The following is a 17,640-nucleotide window of genomic DNA, read 5'->3' as shown; positions in this document are numbered from 1 at the left end:
CTATGTCGGACTCGAGTATCCATCGCCTCCACCCGTTGAGCGCGCTCACGACCACGCTCCGGTCGGCCGTCGTCGGGCTCTCGATGCCGTTCTTCTTCGTGAGCGTACTGAGCGCCGTCTTCGACGCTGTCTCCGTCACCTGGGCCCTCTATCTCGCGCCCGTCGGACTGCTCGTCGGCGCCGGATACGGCCTCGCGTACTACTACCGGTTCGAGTACGCGCTCACCAACGACACGGTCGACGTCGCCTCCGGCGTCTTCTCCCGGCGCGCTCGAGAGATCCCCTACCGACGCATCCAGAACGTCGACGTGCGCCAGGGGGTGTTCCACCGCGTGGTGGGACTCGCCGTCGTCTCGATCGAAACCGCGGGCGGTGGCGAGACGGAAGCGGCACTCGACTTCGTCGGCGAGGACGAAGCGAAACGGCTCCAACGCGAAATTCGGCGACGAACCGCCAGACGAGTCGGTGAGACCGAGGCCGCCACCGGTACGTCCGCTCCAGCTCCACGCTCCACGAGCACGCCGGACGAAACCGACCAGCGCGAGCACGACCGCGACCGTGGGAGCGGGTCCGAGCACCTCTCGAGCGGCCAGACCTCGGCCTCCACGGACTCGGGTCTCGAGGCATCGACCACGGAGACGACGGAGGCGGAGACGGGGACAGAGGCGCCGTTCGAGGACGACCGGCCGACGCTACTGTTCGCACTTGACGCCCGAGAGCTGTTGCTCTACGCGTTCACGACCGTTCGTCCAGCGGCGGCCGCCGGCGTCCTCGCGCTCGCGTTCTTCTTCACCGACCAGGTGGGGGCGCTGTTGCTCGCGACGGCTCAGCCGTTCGGCGGGCCTGCCTCGTTCACGGATGCGACGCCCACAGGGTACGTCGCCCTGGGGATCGCCTCGGTGATCAACGCTGTCGTCGTCACCTACGCCGTCAGCGTCGCCTACACCTTCGCCACCTACTACGACTTCCGGCTTGGCCGTGCCGGCGACGACTTCGTCTACGAGCGCGGCCTGCTCCAGCGCTATAGCGGCTCAGTTCCAGCCGAGAAGGTCCAGTCGGTGACGATCACCGACAATCCGCTCCAGCGCGTCCTCGGCTACGCCGGCCTCTGGGTCGAAACCGCCGGTTACGGCCCGGACTCGAGCAGTGGAAGCACGTCCGCCGTCCCGCTGGCGAGGGTCGAGCGGGTCCAGACGTTCGCAGAGAACCTCACGGGCACCGAACCCCCGCGATTCGAGTCGCCACCGACAGTCGCTCGTCGACGCTACCTCGTGCGCTACGCGCTCGCCGCGGCAGTTCTCGTGGGGGTCGCGTTCGGAATTTCGAACCTGACCGGCTTCGGGACGGAGTACTGGTATCTCTCGGCAGCCATCTTCTTCGCGGTGCCCCCTGCAGCCCACCTGCGCTACGTCAACCTCGGCTATCACGTCGGCGACGACCACCTCGTGATCCGCCGGGGCTTCTGGCGGCGGCGAACGACCGTGATTCCGTACTACCGGATCCAAACCGTATCGAATCGCCGGTCGATCTTCCAGCGTCGACTCGGGCTGACCTCGGTCGTCGTCGACACGGCTAGCTCTCAGACGTTCGTCTGGAAGACGCCGACCATCTACGACGTCGACCTCGAGGACGGCCGTGCCGTCGCCTCGACGGGCCGAAAACGGTTGCAGACCGCCCTGGGCGAGCGCCGCGACGCGACGGACGAGGGGCCACGGTTTTCGGTGGATTTTACCTGACGCCCACGAACCGCTAGGGTATGGGAGACGAGTTTCGCATGGAGGAGGACAGTCTCGGCGAGATGCAGGTCCCGGCCGACGCCTACTGGGGCGCACAGACCCAGCGCGCGGTCGAGAACTTCCCCATCTCGGGGATCACGTTCGGCCGCCGGTTCGTTCGCGCCCTCGGCGTCGTCAAGAAGGCCGCAGCCCAGGCCAACCGCGACCTCGAGTTGATCGACGACGAGATTGCCGACGCCATCGTCGAGGCGGCCGACGAGGTTATCGCCGGCGAACTGGACGACCAGTTCCCCGTCGACGTGTTCCAGACCGGGTCTGGCACCTCCTCGAACATGAACGCCAACGAGGTCATCGCCAACCGCGCCGCCGAGATCATGGGATCGGAGATCGGTGACCGCGTCGTCCACCCGAACGACCACGTCAACTTCGGCCAGTCGAGCAACGACGTGATCCCGACGGCAATGCACGTTGCGAGCCTCGAAGCCGTCGAGAAGGACGTCATTCCAGGCCTCGACACGCTTCGTCAGGCGCTCGAGGCCAAAGAGGCGGAGTTCGACGACGTCGTCAAGACTGGCCGGACGCACCTCCAGGACGCCACACCCGTGACCCTCGGCCAGGAGTTCGGCGGCTACCGAACCCAGGTCGCGAAGGGGCTCGCCCGCGTCGACAAGACTCGCGAGCACCTCGCGGAGCTCGCCCTCGGCGGAACCGCGGTGGGTACAGGGCTGAACACCCACCCCGAATTCCCCGGACGTGCCGCCGAGTACATCACGAAAGAGACTGGCGTCCAGTTCCGCGAAGCCGACGACCACTTCGAGGCCCAGGCCGCCCACGACGCCATGTCGGAGGCCCACGGTGCGCTTCGCGTCGTCGCGGGCTCGCTCAACAAGATCGCCAACGACCTCCGACTGCTGGCCTCCGGCCCTCGAAACGGGCTCGGCGAAATCGAACAGCCCGAGAACCAGCCCGGCTCGTCGATCATGCCCGGCAAGATCAACCCCGTCGTCGCCGAGGCCGTGAATCAGGTCCACAAACAGGTCGTCGGTAACGACGCTGCCATCGCTGCCGGCGCTGCCGAGGGCCAGATCGACCTCAACCTCTACAAGCCCGTCCTCGCACACAACTTCCTCGAGTCCGCCGAACTCCTCTCGAACGCGAGCACGGTATTCGCCGACCGCTTCGTCCGCAAACTCGAGGCCAACCGGGAGTTCTGTGAACGGCAGGTCGAGCAGTCGATGGCGCTCGCCACCTCCCTCAACGTCCACATCGGCTACGACAAGGCCAGCGAGGTCGCGAAGACGGCGCTCAAGGAGAACAAGACGGTTCGGGAGGTCGCCCTCGAGAAGGGCTACCTCACGGAGGACGAGGCTGACGAGGTGCTCGACCCGCGGAAGATGACCGAGCGCGGCATCCTCGGCGACGAGTAACTACCAGGAACTCGATATAGTTCGAGTAGCGTTTTTCCACCGCGGTTTTCCCTCGTTTTCTCGAGTCGACCTGTAATCGAAATTGATAGGATCGCATCACGTTCGTCGGATCGTGACGCTCATTTTTCCTCGAATACGACGCCAAAATCGACCGATAGCCGCCCAATCGGCAGTGGATACGGTGAAATAAACGAACCCACGTAATTTTTGGCCTGGGTTCACGTCACTTCTAGTATGCACACCTGTCGTAACTGCAACCAGTCGTTCCAGACGTCGCTCGCCCTCGAGATCCACCGGGACTCGTGTGAGAAAGGGCAACTGTACTGTCAGGTCTGTGGGGAGCGATTCCGGGAACGCGACGCGACTCGAGACGGGTGGCACTACGCGTGCCCGACGGCGGACTGTGACGGCGAGGGACTCCACGAGGACCTCTACGAAATCGACGCGATTCGCAAGGCAACCCACTGATCGACTGAATCGACTACTCCACTGACCGTCTGACTGGCTGCCCCTCTAATCGCTGCGGCCACTCCTCTCAATTTCTGCCCGCTGTCAGACGCTTTATCGGGCTGTCCATCGAATCCCGACCCGATGGAACGACTCGAGCCGAGGATTCGTTGGGTCTGGATCGTCGCTGCCGTCGTTCGAACCGCGATACTGGGCACCGTCCTCGGCGGCCTCCTGGCGGCGTTACAGACTCGCGAAGTGCTGGCGATCGGAATGGATCGGATTCTTCTCGGAACCGTCGCCCTCGCCGTCCTCGTCTCCCTCGTCCGGGCCGCCGTCGCCTGGCGCCGGTACGCCGTGTTCGGCTTCACGCTCCGCGACCAGTCGCTGTACATCGAGCGCGGCGTCTTCACCCGGATCAAGACCGTAATCCCCTACGTCCGCGTTCAACACGTCGACTCCAGGCGGTCGCCGCTCGAGCGAGCCCTCGGACTCGGGACGCTCGTGGTCTACACGGCAGGGTCCAGGAACGCCGACGTGGCGATTCCCGGCCTTACGCCCGACCGGGCCGAGGCGTTACAGGAACGGCTCCGCGAACTCACGATCGAAACCAACGGTGAAGACGCCGTATGAAGCGCCTCCATCCGTCGTCGGTGATCGTCCGCTCGCTCTCGCGGAGTCTCAACCTCGGCTTTCTCTTCTTCGTCGTCGGCCTCGTCACGTCTCCCGGGGCGGCCGGACCGAACCTCTTCGTCGTCGGCGTGTTCGTCCTGGGCGGAATCCTCGTCGGCGTCCTCTACGAACTGGCTTACTACGAGCGGTTCCGGTACGCGGTCACCGACGACACCTTCGACGTCGTCTCGGGGGTCGTCTCGCGACGCGACCGCGAAGTTCCCCTCCACCGGGTCCAGAACGTCGACGTTCGCCAGACGGCGCTCCACCGCCTGTTCGGCATCGCGGCGGTTCACGTGGAGACGGCCGGCGGAAGTCGGACCGAGATCACGCTCCGCTACGTCGACGAGGCGGAGGCTCGAGCGCTCACCCGTCGTCTTCGAACGGGTGCTGAGGCCGAGGCCGAAGTCGAGGGGGAGGACGGTGGCGCCGATTACGAAGGGCCGGCGAGCGCTGACACTGACGCTGGCCACGCGACTCGAGAATCAGCCAACGGACTTGCGAGAGAGCGCCACCAGGACGCCGAACGGACCCTCTTTCGGATCAAACCCAAGGAACTCGCCATCCTCAGCGTCTTTACGATCGATCCCGGCGCGAGCCTCCTCGGAGGCCTCATCCTCTCGTTCGCGAGCGGGTTCGATCCGACGACGCTCGTCCCAATCGACCTCCTCGAGAGCGACCTCCCCGGGACGGGACTGGTGGCCGTCCTCTGGGCGGGATTCCTCTTTCTCCTCGCCGCCTGGGTGCTGAGTGCGCTCCTCACGCTGACGCGTTACTACGGCTTCCGGCTGACGCGAGTCGGCGACGAACTCTACTACGAACGCGGCCTGCTCCAGCGCTACAGCGGGACCATCCCGCTCGAGAAGGTCCAGACGCTCACGATTACCGAGTCCGTCCCCTACCGGTGGTTCGGGTACGCCTCACTGGCGGTCGAGACTGCCGGCTACGGTCCCGAACAGTCCGGGTCTCGCGGGACCGAGTCGGCGATTCCGCTGGCCGAGTTCGGGCGCGTCGTCGCGCTGGCCAGGTCGATCGAGCCGTTCGGGCCGAGCGAGACGAGCGAGACGGGTGAAGCGACCGGGGCGACCGAGCGGGCCGAGATGGCTGATTCCACGGGGCCTGCCTTCGAGGATATCGGCGGTGTCGCCACTCCTGCCGACACCATCGACGCTCCCACCGACGCAATCGACGCACCTGCTGACGACTCACACGACAATGACCTCCCATCGCTCGAGCGACCGCCGCTCAGGGCCCGCGAACGCTACGCCGTCCGGTACATCGCGGTCATCACCGTGGTGCTCGCCGCCGGCTACGTCCTGGCCGTTCGAACCGAAATCGTGCGCGACTGGCACGCGTTCGCGCCACTGCTCTTCCTCGTCCCGCCCGCCGCCCACCTGAAGTGGCGCAACCGTGGCTATCGGGTGGACGAGGCGTACTTTTACGCGCGAACTGGCTTCTGGCGACGTTCGACGAAAATCGTCCCCGCCTACCGGGTGCAGTCCGTCCTGTACGCACAGACGGTGTTCCAGCGCCGGCGTCGGCTCGCGAGCGTGACGGCGGACACGGCCAGTTCGGCGACCCTCCTCGGACGGTCCGCGACGGCCCACGACATCGACGCCGAGAGAGCGCTCGAGGTCCAGTGGACGCTCGAGCAGCGGTTACAGGAGCAACGACGACTTCGGTCTCGCGAAAGTGGTGGGTCGGCCAGCGACTGAGGCGAGGTGGACCTGGACCATTCGAGAACCGCCGGATTCTCAGGTCACGGCATCGGGGTTGACTGCCTCGAGCGAATCCTCGTCGAACAGCGTCTCCACGACGTCCACGAAGGCCCAGACGTCGTGATAGCCCAGATATAGCGGTGCAGGGCACACTCGAACCACGTTCGGCGGTCGGACGTCGACGACGTAGCCGCGCTCCCGGAGGGCTGCACCGAGGGCATAGGCCTGCTCGTGCTCGAGGGCGACGTGGCCGCCGCGGCGGTCGGTCTCGCGAGGGGTGCCGACGTCGACGCCGTACTCGCTCAGGCGTTCGTCGGTGAGCGCGATGAGGTACTCGGTGAGCGCGACCGACTTCCGCCTGATGGCTTCGAGTCCGGCCTCCTCCAGGACCGACAGCGCGCCGTCGAGCGGTGCGGCGGCGAAGATCGGAATCGTGCCGATCTGCCAGGCGCCCGCAGACGTGGCGGACGTGTACTCGAGGTTCAGGTCGAACTGGGTCTCCTTCTCGTGGCCCCACCAGCCGGCGAGTCCAGGACGCGTCCCGAAGTGGCGTTCATTGACGTAGAGGCCGGCGACAGCACCGGGGCCGGCGTTGCAGTACTTGTAGTGACACCAGACGGCGAAGTCCGCGCCGATTCCCGAGAGGTCGTGAGCCATCGCGCCGACCGAGTGGGCCAGGTCGAATCCCGCGAACGCGTCGTGCTCGTGGGCGACCTCGGTGAGTGCCTCGAGGTCGAACAACTGACCGCTCCGGTAGAGCACCGAGGGGAAGAAGACGATGGCCGTCTCGTCGTCGACGGCCTCGCGGATCGCGTCTTCCTCGATGGTTCGGCCGTCCTCGCTCTCGACGCGGACGAGGTGCTCGTTGGGGTCAAGTCCGCGCGCCCGAAGCTGGGAGGCGATGGCGTAGTGGTCGGTCGGAAAGTCGAGTTCGTTGACCACGACGGTGTCGCCGTCGGCCGCCTCGAGGAACGTTCCGATCAGCGTGTGGATGTTGACCGTCGTCGAGTTACCGACGACGACTTCGTCGGGATTCGCGCCGACCATCGGCGCCAGTCGCTCACCGAGGCGCTCACCGTACCAGAACCACGGCGGGTCGCCCTCGGTCCAGCCGCGTACGCCGAGGGTACGCCACTCCTCGACGACGTGCTCGAGGGTGGCGACGGCCTCGTCGCTCGCCGGGCCGAGCGAGTTGCCGTCGAGGTAGCACGTATCGGGTACGTCGAAGCGGTCGCGGAAGCCCTCGAGCGGATCGCTCGCGTCAAGTTCGCGGGCCGTCGACTCGCTCGCGTCGAACTCCCGGTCGCTATCCGGTCCGGATCCGGCCTCGGGGTCGCTCATATCCTCCCCTTCGGGGCCACCCCCATTCATCTTTGTGCCGCGGCAAAGGGCCGTCATGGACGCTCGACGGACCGACCTCGATCCGCAGGTCGCGGCCCTGCTCGCCGAACCGACCTACCAATCGCTTCCGCCGTGGCACGCCCTCTCGGTCGAGGCGGCCCGGCGACTCGAGGACGATGTCTTCGGCGGCGAGCCGACGATTTCGCTCCCCGAGGTGACAGACACCGCGATTCCCGGAGCTGACGCCGGAAGCGAGATTCCGATTCGCGTCTACCGCCCGCTCGAGGCCCACGACCTCCCGGTACTCCTCTTCTATCACGGCGGCGGCTGGACGCTCGGCACGCTCGACTCCGCCGACGACCTCTGCCGGGCCTTCGCCGCAGAGACCGAGTCGCTGGTCGTCTCGGTCGACTATCGACTCGCCCCCGAACACCCGTTTCCGGCACCGCTCGAGGACGCCATCGCCGCCCTCGAGTGGGTCCGCGAACACGCGGCAGCCATCGGCGGCGACCCGGATCGAATCGGGGTCTGTGGCTCGAGCGCGGGGGCCAACCTCGCGGCCGCTGTCGCCCGGTGGGACGCCCACAGGGGAGACGACGTGCTCGCCCAGCAGGTGCTCTGCTATCCGATCACCGACCACGCGTTTGACACGCCGTCGTACGTGGAGAACGCGGACAGCCCACTGCTCACCCGCGCGGACATGCGCTGGTTCTGGAACCAGTACCTCCGACACCCGGTCGACGGCGTGAACCCCTACGCGTCGGTCCTGCGGGCGTCCTCCTTCGATAGGCTTCCGCCCACTACTGTCGTCACCTGTGGCCACGACCCACTTCGTGACGAGGGAATCGCTTACGCCGAGGCGCTCGAAGATGCAGGCGTGCCCGTGAGCCATCACCATTACCCTTCGTTGCCCCACGGTGCGTTGAGCCTGGCCGACGAGGTCGAGCGGTCGGCCGAGGCGATGGAGAAGCTCACCGACCGGATCCGTTTGCGGTTCGTGCGGTAACGTAGCGTCCTCACGAGAAGCTGTACCAATCCGGCTGGCATATCACTACAGATCTTGTAGTTTATACTATAGGTGTATAGTAATGAATTGAGTAGATGGCGTCGTCGGGTGCTCCAGGAACACTCGCGTACAGGTGCCGTAGAGGAGGAACGATTACTCCGCGGCCCGAAAGTGAGCGTCTAGCAACTCGGCCCACGACTCGTTGGCGTCCCGCGTTCGTCCCGCGATGTGGGGGGTGTGAACGACGTTGTGCCGGTCGAGCAGTGGATCCTCGAGAGCCAGTGGTTCTTCGTCCCAAACGTCCGCCGCGAGGGCGATCTCGTCGGCGAGGACGCGCTCGCGAACCGCGTCCATGTCGACGACGCCAGCGCGCGTGATCAGGACGACGACACAGCCCTCGGGTAGCGCGTGAATCAGGTCGGCCGTGATCAGTCCCTCGGTGGCGTCGGTCAGGGGAACCGTAGGCGCGAACACCTCGGCGTCCGCGACCAGCGCCTCGAGCGAGTGAACGCGCCGCGCGCCGGTACGGTGGAAGCACGGTTCGTCGGCGTAGGGGTCGTAGGCGGCAACGTCCGCGCCGAGGACGTTCGCGACGTCAGCGTAGGTGCTTCCGATGTTCCCGACTCCGGCGACGCGGACTCGAGTTCCGGCGACGGTACCGTTAGTGAACCGGGGATCGTCAGCGAATTGGTGACCGTTCGCACCCGGCACGTCGTTGTCGAGCTGGTCGAGATCCCAGGGATCGTGGCTCTCGATCATTCGAGAGTGTTTCTGCGGGATCTGGCGGAGCGCATCGATAGTGAGACCGATGCCGAACTCTGCAACCGACTGCGCCCAGAACCCTTCGTTCGTGTGATCGAGGACGGTGACCCCGCGCTCGCGCAGGCGGTCGTGAACCGACTCGTCGACCGCGTACATCGAATCGGTCATGACGAACGCCGACTCGAGCCCAGAAAGGGCTTCGATGTCTGCATCGGTGACCGGAACGCCGAGGGCAGCGATCTCGGTTATGGACCCGGGTTCGTCGAGGACCGCCGTTAGCCGATCGGGTGTCTCCTCGAGCCGATAATAGTCGACGGGACCGCGCTCGGTCCACAACGTTCGAAGGTGGTCGGCGGCCAGCGGCCAGACGTCTTCGAACAGCGGCCCGACGACGATGGATCTGGTCACGCCCGCTCACCCCCGTCTCCGAAGAGAAATCGCATCGTCTCCAGCACGTCTACAGGCATTCGCTCGGGGAACGACGGATACGCCGGCACCTCTGCGGTGATCCAGCCGTCGTACTCGATTTCCGAGAGCGTCTCGCGAACACGCTCCCAGTCGACGTCGCCTTGTGGTGGATAGGTCACACGATGGTTGTCGACCAGCCAGTCCTTGACGTGGATTCTGGAAATTTGGCCCTGGAGTGTCGCCAGCCAGCGACTCGGAAGTCCCGAGCGGAGCGCGTTTCCGACGTCGAAGTAGGCCGCGACGGGTCCTGCTTCCGAAACCTCCTCGAGGAACGCTTCGAATTCGGTGGGAGACGGGAGAAAGTTATTCTGGACGTTTTCGAGAGCCAGGGTGACGTCCCGTGCTTCGGCGTATCCAGCCAGTTCACGGACCGACTCGACCGCCTGGTCGTATCCGAGATCGTACTCGCGCCCGTCCTCGATCACGGCGGGGACGATCAGCACGTTCTCGGCGTCGAGTGCGACGGCGGCATCGATCATGTTTTTGGCGAGTTCCATGCCGACCTCGCGGCGTTCGTCCTCCGAACTCGAAAGGGGGTACTCCCAGTGCTCGATCGTCGAAATTGCCGGCACCTCGAGGCCATAGTCCGCGATCGTCGCTGCGACCTCGCGCCGGCCGGCGTCGGTCGTTAGCGGGCCGCCGCGCTCGAGGTTCGGCTCGATGCCGTCGTACCCCGCTGCTGAGAGGATCTCGCAGGTCGTTTCGAGATCGTCCGCGGGGAACCCGCTCTGGTTGAGGCCGAAGCGCATCAGGTCTCACCCCCCACGTCGCCATCGATCGATTCGGGTGGGTCGATGACCACACGCGTCGCTTCGATGTCCTCGAGGGTCGCCCCTCGCCCGCCGATGCCGTACTCGAGACCGTCGGATTCGAGGACGAGGGTCGCCTGTCCGGCCAGTTGCGTCAGCGTCAGCGCCCCGTCCTCGTCGGGCCGTCCTGCGGAGATAATCTCCGTGATCTCCCCGGAGAGGCTTACGTTCTCGCCCGTCTGTGTGTCGAACCCACGAACGGTAGCCGGTATCGCAGTGCCAGCATTGACGATCGGCGCGATGTCCTGGACACATTCGCGCACGTCGACGTATTCCCGTTTGGTGCCCGCAGCGGGGGCGTAGACTGGTTGCCACGTTCCCCAGAGTGCGCTCTGGAAGTACCAGTGGAACACGTACGATAGCGTGAAGTCGTCGATGATAATTCCGTACTGGTCACTCGGGTGCGACTGAGACGAAAAGAACGTGTGGGTCCGATCGACGAGCGCGGTAAACGGCGCCGGCAACGTCCGGTGTCGAGCCTCGGTCGCCACGCTCTCGAAGTCAATCTCCTCGACGACGTGGGGCTCCTCGAACCCGGTGGCGATACAGAGTTTCACGAAGACGCCGCGCTCGACGGCGTCCTCGAGTGACGGGCGGACCGCCTCGAGTTGCGACGGTGAGACGGCGATCTGGATTCGATTGGTCGCTGCTTCGGCTGCTATCTGGAACTGCTCGATGACCGAGTCGAAGCGCTTGACGATCGAGATTTTGTGATCGCTGATCTCCGGCTGTTCCCAGCGCTCTTCGATCGCCTTCGCGGTCGTCGAGAGCGTCTTCGCTCGCTCCTCGAGATCGGCCATCACGTCCGCGGGATCGCGCGGCTGGGCTGTTAGCGCCGAGTCCTGCTCGAAGGTTTCGATGTAGTTGTCCCGCTCGAGATCCCTGAGTACGTCATAAATCCTTGATTTCGGTACCCCTGCCTGCTCGGCAATCTTGACCGCTGGTGCGGTACCGCGCTCGAGAATTGCGAGGTAGGCATCGGCCTCGTACTGGGAGAGGCCGGCTTCCTGAAGCCCGGATCGAAGGTCGTCTTCGTTCATCTTCTCACCTGATTATCCTTTGTCTGTACGAGGTGGTCGACGATCGATTACACGATACATATATTTTCACTATAGTACCTACACAGTAGCAAATGCTTATATATCTTTGTGAGACACCGCTTGCGTATGACAACTGTTGACGAAATACACGTCGTTCACCTCTCACACACCGACGTCGGGTACACTCACGATCAGCCGACGCTCTGGGACCTGCATTGCCGGTTTCTCGAGCGAGCCATCGACCTGGCAGAGGAGGATCTCGCCATCGACGGACCCGCAGCGTTTCGGTGGACGGTAGAGGCGACCGCGCCGCTCCTGCACTGGCTCGAATCGGCGCCGCCAGAGCGGATCAAAGCACTCCAGCGCGCGGAGTCGGCCGGTCGGATCGAAATCACGGGAATGCTGGCGAACGCGACGCCGCTGTACGGCCCCGCGGAAACCGTCGAGTCGCTTCGCCCGGTCGAAATTCTTCGAGACCGGTACGGGTTCGACGTCCGATACGCTGTGAACTTCGACGTCAACGGACAGAACTGGCCCCTCGTCGACGCACTCCTGGACGCCGGAATCGAGGGATTTTGGATGGGGATCAACAACCACTTCGGCGCGGCCGCGACCGACCGACCGTCGTTGTTTCGCTGGGAGGGGCCGAGCGGCCGAACGATCCCGACCCTCGACGGCTATCACTACTCCGCGGGTTGGAATCTCGGCATCGAACGAGACCTCGAGACGTTCCAAACTCGCTGGGAGGCGGTCGCCGACCGTCTCGACGCCGTGGGGTACGATTTGCCGACGCTTCCGATCCCGGCGTACCACCCGTTCGGCGACAACGGGCCGCCGTTCGACCGGTACGGCGCGTTCGTCGAGGCGTGGAACGACCGACCAGCAGTCCGCGAGGGGCGGTCTCCACGGCTCAAACTGTCGACGCCCTCCCTGTGGTGGGAGTCCGTCGACGACGCCCTCGGAGACGCGCCGATTCGACGCGGCGATTGGACGGATTACTGGAACTTCGGCTGTCTCAGCAGCGCTCGCGAAACGGGGATCAACCGTGAGAGTCGGCGCAGACTGCTGACTGCAGACGCGATGGAGGCGGTCCTCGGTGCGCTGGGCAACGGGCGGAACGAACGGCCACGCTACCGTCGCGTGGGCGCCGGTACTCGAGAACGCGCGTGGCGGAACCTCGCGTACTACGACGAGCACACGTGGGGTGCGGACACCGCGATAAGCGACCCGCAGAGCGAAGACACGCGAACCCAGTGGAATCACAAGGCCCAGTACGCCCACTCGGCACGCAACGACAGCAACGCGCTACGACGGGATGCGGTGGCAGAGGTAGCCCGCTACGTTCTCGACGCGGACGGGGCGGAAACTGCGGCGGAACGCGACCGCGAGGCCGAGTGCACGCCCGATCGTGAAGTCGCTTCCGAGGAGGTGGCCGATGAGTGAAAATCCGTCGACCGATCTGCTCGTCGTGAACCCGCTTCCGTGGCGACGAACCCAGTTAGGCCCGATCTCGCGGCACGTCGTCAGTCCCCGCGGCATCGTCGACGATCCGACGGCCGCCCGCCACTTTCAGGACCGGGACCGATCGCGCTCGACGCCTGCGGCGTTCGACAACGGGGACGACTCGGCCGTCTTCGGATCGAATGCCTACTGGCTGCCGCCAACGGAGCTTCCGGGATTCGGATACGTCGTCGTTTCGGCGGACGAACTGCGCATCCTCGAGGGTGAACGAATCGACCGAAGCGAGGTAATCGAAACCGGCGGCTACCGGGTAACGTTCGACCTGGAGCGCGGCGGCGTCTCGAGTTGGTACGACGTCGAACGCGAGACAGAGTGGATCGACGGCTCCTGTGAAGAGGGATTCGCAGGAATCGTTCACGAACGAGTCGCGGACGAAGGGCACGAGCGACCCCGACAGTTGCTCTATCGGTACGACGCCGACGTGAATCGTCGACTCGTAGCGACGGGTGCGACCGGGACGTACGACGGATTTCGGGCCGACTGGGGCGCCAGCCGTGAACGGTCGAACGAGGTGCTCAGTCATCGAGTTTCGGCGCTCCCGGGCGGATTCGAGATCCGGCAGCGTCTCCGCGTACCGACGCTTCGCTCCCCCGTTTCGTTACGGCTATTCCTCGAGGATTCCGGAGATTCGATGGTCGTCGACGCGGCGTGGGAGATGGGACTGGACACGCACCCCGAATCGACGTACCTGACGTTCCCGTTCGCCCTCGACAGCCCTACTCCGTACGTCGACGTCGGCGGGCACGCGATGCGTCCCGGCCGCGACCAGTTGTCCGGAACGTGCCACGACTACTACACCGCACAGCGGTGGGTCGCCTTCGGCGGCGAGGAACGGAGCGTCACGGTCGGTTGTCCGCTCAACCCGATGGTGCAGTTCGGCGGCTATCACTTCGCGGAGACTCGTTCGACCACCGATCTCGAGCGGGCGTTACTGTTGGGCTGGGTGACGAGCAACTACTGGGATACGAACTTTCGGGCCCGTCAGCCGGGGCTCGTGCGTGCGCAGTATCACTTTCAGCTACACGCCGATTCGTTCGACGAAGCGAGAGCTCATCGGCTAGGAATGGAAGCCGAGCACCACGAGCCGCTGGTCCAGACAACCGGTGAATCCACGGCCAAGCCGCTCGAGGAGCGATCCCGCGGGCTGACGCAGAGCTTCCTCGACCTACCCGAGCCACCGGTGTTGGTTCACCACGTTCGACCCGACGACGCGGACCCTATTGGATTCCCAGACGCGGGAGACGCGCGCGGCTCCGGGTGGATCGTTCTCGTTCTCTCGAACGTGAGCGACGAGCCTCGGGAGGCGTCGATCGGTTCCGGTCTCCTCACCGTCGAGGCCGTCGAGGCGGCGGTCGACGAGGGATCACTCCAGCTCTCGAACGGAACGGTTTCACTCGCAATCGACGGGAGATCCTCGTATCGTTTGCGACTGCGATGTGCACCAGCGGAGTAACGCACCACGACGACCACGCACTGACATCCGTAGTAACCTTAGTGAATAAGACACCCAAAAACATTAAGTAGTATTATTCTCCATATTGGGATGGACTACCATGACAGACCGAGAACTCGGGTTCGATCGGCGAGCGGTACTGCAGGGGATCGGGGTAACGGCAGCCGCCGGAGCGACTGCAGGGTGTCTGAGTACCATCACGGGGGGTGACGACGGAACCAACGAAACCACGTTCTGGACGACGAACGTCGAGCAGGATCGACAGGAAGTCCTGCAGAAGCTGATCGATAGCTACGACGGCGGAGAGATCGACATGGTCCCGGTCGAGGAAGGCGACCTCCCCACGCAGATTTCGTCGGCACAGGCATCGGACACCTTGCCGGCGTTCGGGGAGTGGGGGCTGGACCCGATGCAGAACCTCGGAAGCGAGGGACTCCTCTCGAGCGACACGGCGGAGTCGATCGTCGACGAAATTGGCCGAGACGACTTTTACGAGGGCGCACTATCGCTTGCGACGTCCGCCGACGGCGACCTGCTGGCGGTTCCGGCTCACGGTTGGGTGCAGGGATTCTGGTACCGACAGAGTGCGTTCGACGACGCCGGACTCGACGCCCCTACGACGTGGGACGCCATCCTCGAGGCCGCGGAGACGCTCCACGATCCGGACAACGACGAGTACGGGGTCGTCGTCGGCTCCGACGAGACGCCGTTCGCCCGGCAGTGTTTCACGCCTTACGCCCGGTCGAACGGGGCTCGCGTATTCAACGCCGACGGCGAAATCGTCTTCGACAGCGACGAGATGGTCGAAGCGCTCGAGTTCTACGGTTCACTCGCCGAATATAGCCCACCGGGGGCCGATACCTTCGACACGGCGAATAACACGTATCTCAACGACCAGTGTCACCTCATCATGTACTCCTCGTACATCATGGGCGACATCTCCAGCAACGCGGACGGACTGGCAGAGGACACCTCCTTCGCACCGTACATCGAGCATGAGCGGCGCAGTTCGTTCGGTCAGCTCGTCATGTTCAACGTACTCGACACCGCCAGCGACACCGAGACGGAGACCGCACAGGGCTTCGTTGAGCACGTTCTCACTGGCGAGGAATACGTCGACTTCCTTCACATGGCGCCCGGGGGTATGAACCCAGTACTCCAGTCGACGGCCGAAAGCGACGCGTACCGCGATAACGAGACGCTTCAGGAGTGGGGGCAAGAGACCCTCGGAAACATCTCGGGCGCGTTCGACAACATCGAACGCTTCGGCTACGTCGACGGCCAGATGATCCCCGAATTCGGGGACATCACCAGCCGCACGCTCGTCGCTAAAGCGGTCAGACGAGTGTCCGAAGGAGAAGACGCCCAGACCGTCGCGGACGAAGTTGCCGAGGAGATGCGCGACGTGATCAACTAACCACCACTCGAACCAATGGCCATACTCACCCGTAGCGGTGATCGGACGATCGAGGAGAAGGAGGCGCTCCTGGGTTACGCGCTGATTGCCCCCGCCCTGGTATTGATCGCGGCGGTTATCCTCTACCCGGTCCTGTACAACGTCTATCTCAGTTTCACGATTGTCCCGCTCAACCCCAACGAGTCTCCCCAGTGGATCGGCCTCGAGCACTACTCCACCCTGCTCGGGAGCAGTCAGTTCTGGGGCGCGTTGTGGACGACGGTCGTATTCACGTTCTTCAGCACGACGCTGGCGACCCTCGGGGGTCTCGGAACCGCACTTCTGTTCAATCGTGCGTTTCGTGGTCGACGGTACGTGCGCGGACTCGTGTTGCTACCCTACGTCGCACCCCTGATCTCGGTCGCGTTCGTCTGGCGGTTCATGCTCGACCCGCTGTACGGAATCGTCCCCTACATCGGGAGCGACCTCCTGGGGCTCTACGACGGCAACGTCGATCTGTTGAGCAACGGCGACACCGCGCTCTGGTCCGTCGTGTTCATCGACGCGTGGCGGTACTTCCCCTTCGCGTTCCTGATGTTGATCGCTCGCGTGCAGGCGATACCGAGCGACATGTATGAGGCAGCGAAGATCGACGGGGCCTCGAAATTTGCCCAGTTCAAGGACATCACGTTGCCGGAACTCAAGTACATCCTCGCGACGGTGTTCTTGCTTCGGTGGATCTGGAACTTTAACAAGTTCGCGGACATATGGTTGTTGACCCGCCGGGTCGAGACCCTCCCGATCTACGCGTACAAGGTGGCGTTCGCAAACTACCAGCACGGACAGGCGGCGGCGATCTCGATGGTGCTGTTTCTGGCGTTGATCGTGTTCGTGCTCGGGTACGTCGCGTGGGCACTAGACTGGTGAAACGATGAGTACGAAGCAATCCACCTACCGACACGTCGTCGACTCGTTCAAGAACGCACTCGGCGTCGGGGAGGCGACCATCGAGACGTCGCTCTTCGAACGGGTCGTATTCTATCTCGCGATGGGCTTGACCTTGCTCGTGACGCTCTTTCCGTTCTACTACATGACCGTCGCGAGCCTCTTGCCCGAATCGACCCTCTACACGCTGCCACCGACTCTCATCCCGACCGAAATCACGTTCGAGCACTATCGAACAGTATTCGGGCCCGAGACGTTCCCGTTCATCACGTACTTCAAGAACAGCTTCATCGTCTCGGTGGTCACCGCCGGAGCGTCAGTAGTCATCGCCACCTTCGGCGCCTACAGCTTCGCCCGCCTGGACTACCGCGGCCGGGGAATCTTTTCCCGCGGCGTCCTCATGGTCTACATGTTCTCGGGCATTCTACTCGTCGTCCCGATGTTTCAGGTGATCGTTTGGCTCGGCTTCGTCGACTCGCTGGCGAGCCTGTTCATCACGTATCTCGTCCAGACGCTACCCGTCTCACTGTACATGCTCGGCAACTATTTCCGGTCGATTCCGGAGGAGATCGAGGAAGCCGCTATCATGGACGGCTACTCCCGTCTCGAGGTAATCTTCAAGATCACGCTGCCGCTGTCGGCGCCGGCGATCGTGGCCGTGTTCTTCTTCACGTTCATGATCGCGTGGAACGAGTACCTGTTCGCCAGCATCTTCCTGCAGTCCCAGAGCGTGTTCACTCTGCCGATCGGGATCGAGGCACTGTCCTCGAGCTTCCGTCAGGTCTGGGGCCAGATCATGGCGGCGTCGTTGCTGACGAGCATTCCGCTGATCGTGATGTTCACCTATCTCGAGAAATTCATGGTCGAAGGGCTCACCTTCGGGGCGGTGGAGGGATAGC

15 protein-coding genes are annotated in these 17,640 nt (G+C 64.2%); 11 read left to right on the top strand and 4 right to left on the bottom strand.

The features are described 5' to 3' along the window. Positions 1-2: 2 nt before the first annotated feature. The 5 genes from J1N60_RS16115 (at position 3) to J1N60_RS16095 (ending at position 5,997) form a co-directional block, all read left to right on the top strand. Positions 3-1,736 (top strand): PH domain-containing protein, encoded by a 1,734-nt coding sequence (locus J1N60_RS16115; protein WP_312912608.1) that lies wholly within the window; start codon positions 3-5, stop codon positions 1,734-1,736. A gap of 20 nt (positions 1,737-1,756) precedes the next feature. Continuing rightward, positions 1,757-3,163, top strand: a complete 1,407-nt coding sequence (locus tag J1N60_RS16110; RefSeq protein WP_312908974.1) for a class II fumarate hydratase — start codon at positions 1,757-1,759, stop codon at positions 3,161-3,163. 234 nt (positions 3,164-3,397) lie between these two features. Further along, a complete protein-coding gene (locus J1N60_RS16105) occupies positions 3,398-3,631 on the top strand; it encodes a transcriptional regulator (protein ID WP_312908973.1) in 234 nt (77 codons plus the stop codon). A 123-nt stretch (positions 3,632-3,754) separates the two neighbouring features. Continuing rightward, the gene (locus tag J1N60_RS16100) at positions 3,755-4,243 is read left to right on the top strand and encodes a PH domain-containing protein (protein WP_312908972.1); all 489 of its coding nucleotides are present in this window, start codon (positions 3,755-3,757) and stop codon (positions 4,241-4,243) included. After that, positions 4,240-5,997 carry a PH domain-containing protein gene (locus J1N60_RS16095; RefSeq protein WP_312908971.1) on the top strand — a complete coding sequence of 586 codons (1,758 nt, stop codon included), beginning with the start codon at positions 4,240-4,242 and terminating at the stop codon, positions 5,995-5,997. The genes J1N60_RS16100 and J1N60_RS16095 overlap by 4 nt, the downstream gene beginning before the upstream one ends. A 39-nt stretch (positions 5,998-6,036) precedes the next feature. Here J1N60_RS16095 and kynU read toward each other — a convergent pair whose 3' ends face one another. Then, complete coding sequence (gene kynU, locus J1N60_RS16090) at positions 6,037-7,341, bottom strand: kynureninase (protein WP_312908969.1); 1,305 nt, start codon at positions 7,339-7,341, stop codon at positions 6,037-6,039. Positions 7,342-7,396: 55 nt separating this feature from the next. On the opposite strand from kynU, the gene J1N60_RS16085 reads away from it, so the two are divergent. Further along, positions 7,397-8,347, top strand: a complete 951-nt coding sequence (locus J1N60_RS16085) for an alpha/beta hydrolase (RefSeq protein ID WP_312908967.1) — start codon at positions 7,397-7,399, stop codon at positions 8,345-8,347. 153 nt (positions 8,348-8,500) lie between these two features. On the opposite strand, the gene J1N60_RS16080 is transcribed toward J1N60_RS16085, so the two are convergent. From J1N60_RS16080 to J1N60_RS16070, 3 genes are read right to left on the bottom strand one after another with little or no spacing between them, the layout of a single operon-like run. Beyond that, positions 8,501-9,517: an NAD(P)-dependent oxidoreductase gene (locus tag J1N60_RS16080; protein WP_312908965.1), complete on the bottom strand. Its 1,017-nt coding sequence runs from the start codon at positions 9,515-9,517 to the stop codon at positions 8,501-8,503. Further along, positions 9,514-10,326, bottom strand: coding sequence for a sugar phosphate isomerase/epimerase family protein (locus J1N60_RS16075; RefSeq protein WP_312908963.1), 813 nt, complete (start codon positions 10,324-10,326; stop codon positions 9,514-9,516). The genes J1N60_RS16080 and J1N60_RS16075 overlap by 4 nt, the downstream gene beginning before the upstream one ends. Continuing rightward, a complete protein-coding gene (locus tag J1N60_RS16070; RefSeq protein WP_312908961.1) occupies positions 10,326-11,426 on the bottom strand; it encodes a TrmB family transcriptional regulator in 1,101 nt (366 codons plus the stop codon). Before J1N60_RS16070 ends, J1N60_RS16075 begins: the two co-directional genes overlap by 1 nt. A 126-nt stretch (positions 11,427-11,552) precedes the next feature. Between J1N60_RS16070 and J1N60_RS16065 the strand changes: the two genes are divergently transcribed. The 5 genes from J1N60_RS16065 to J1N60_RS16045 all read left to right on the top strand — a co-directional run bounded on the left by J1N60_RS16065 (position 11,553) and on the right by J1N60_RS16045 (position 17,639). Then, positions 11,553-12,869 (top strand): glycoside hydrolase family 38 N-terminal domain-containing protein, encoded by a 1,317-nt coding sequence (locus J1N60_RS16065; RefSeq protein ID WP_312908959.1) that lies wholly within the window; start codon positions 11,553-11,555, stop codon positions 12,867-12,869. Further along, positions 12,862-14,400, top strand: coding sequence for an alpha-mannosidase (locus J1N60_RS16060; protein ID WP_312908957.1), 1,539 nt, complete (start codon positions 12,862-12,864; stop codon positions 14,398-14,400). The genes J1N60_RS16065 and J1N60_RS16060 overlap by 8 nt, the downstream gene beginning before the upstream one ends. Positions 14,401-14,500: 100 nt before the next feature. Next, the gene (locus tag J1N60_RS16055; RefSeq protein ID WP_312908955.1) at positions 14,501-15,817 is read left to right on the top strand and encodes an ABC transporter substrate-binding protein; all 1,317 of its coding nucleotides are present in this window, start codon (positions 14,501-14,503) and stop codon (positions 15,815-15,817) included. Between the two features lie 15 nt (positions 15,818-15,832). Then, positions 15,833-16,723, top strand: coding sequence for a carbohydrate ABC transporter permease (locus J1N60_RS16050; RefSeq protein ID WP_312908953.1), 891 nt, complete (start codon positions 15,833-15,835; stop codon positions 16,721-16,723). Between the two features lie 4 nt (positions 16,724-16,727). Beyond that, complete coding sequence (locus J1N60_RS16045) at positions 16,728-17,639, top strand: carbohydrate ABC transporter permease (protein WP_312908951.1); 912 nt, start codon at positions 16,728-16,730, stop codon at positions 17,637-17,639. Position 17,640: the final 1 nt, after the last annotated feature.

This window comes from Natronosalvus caseinilyticus (assembly GCF_017357105.1).
Classification (GTDB): Archaea; Halobacteriota; Halobacteria; order Halobacteriales; family Natrialbaceae; genus Natronosalvus; species Natronosalvus caseinilyticus.
The sequence above is the reverse complement of the archived record's forward strand: the minus strand, read 5'-3'. Positions and strand labels throughout refer to the sequence as shown.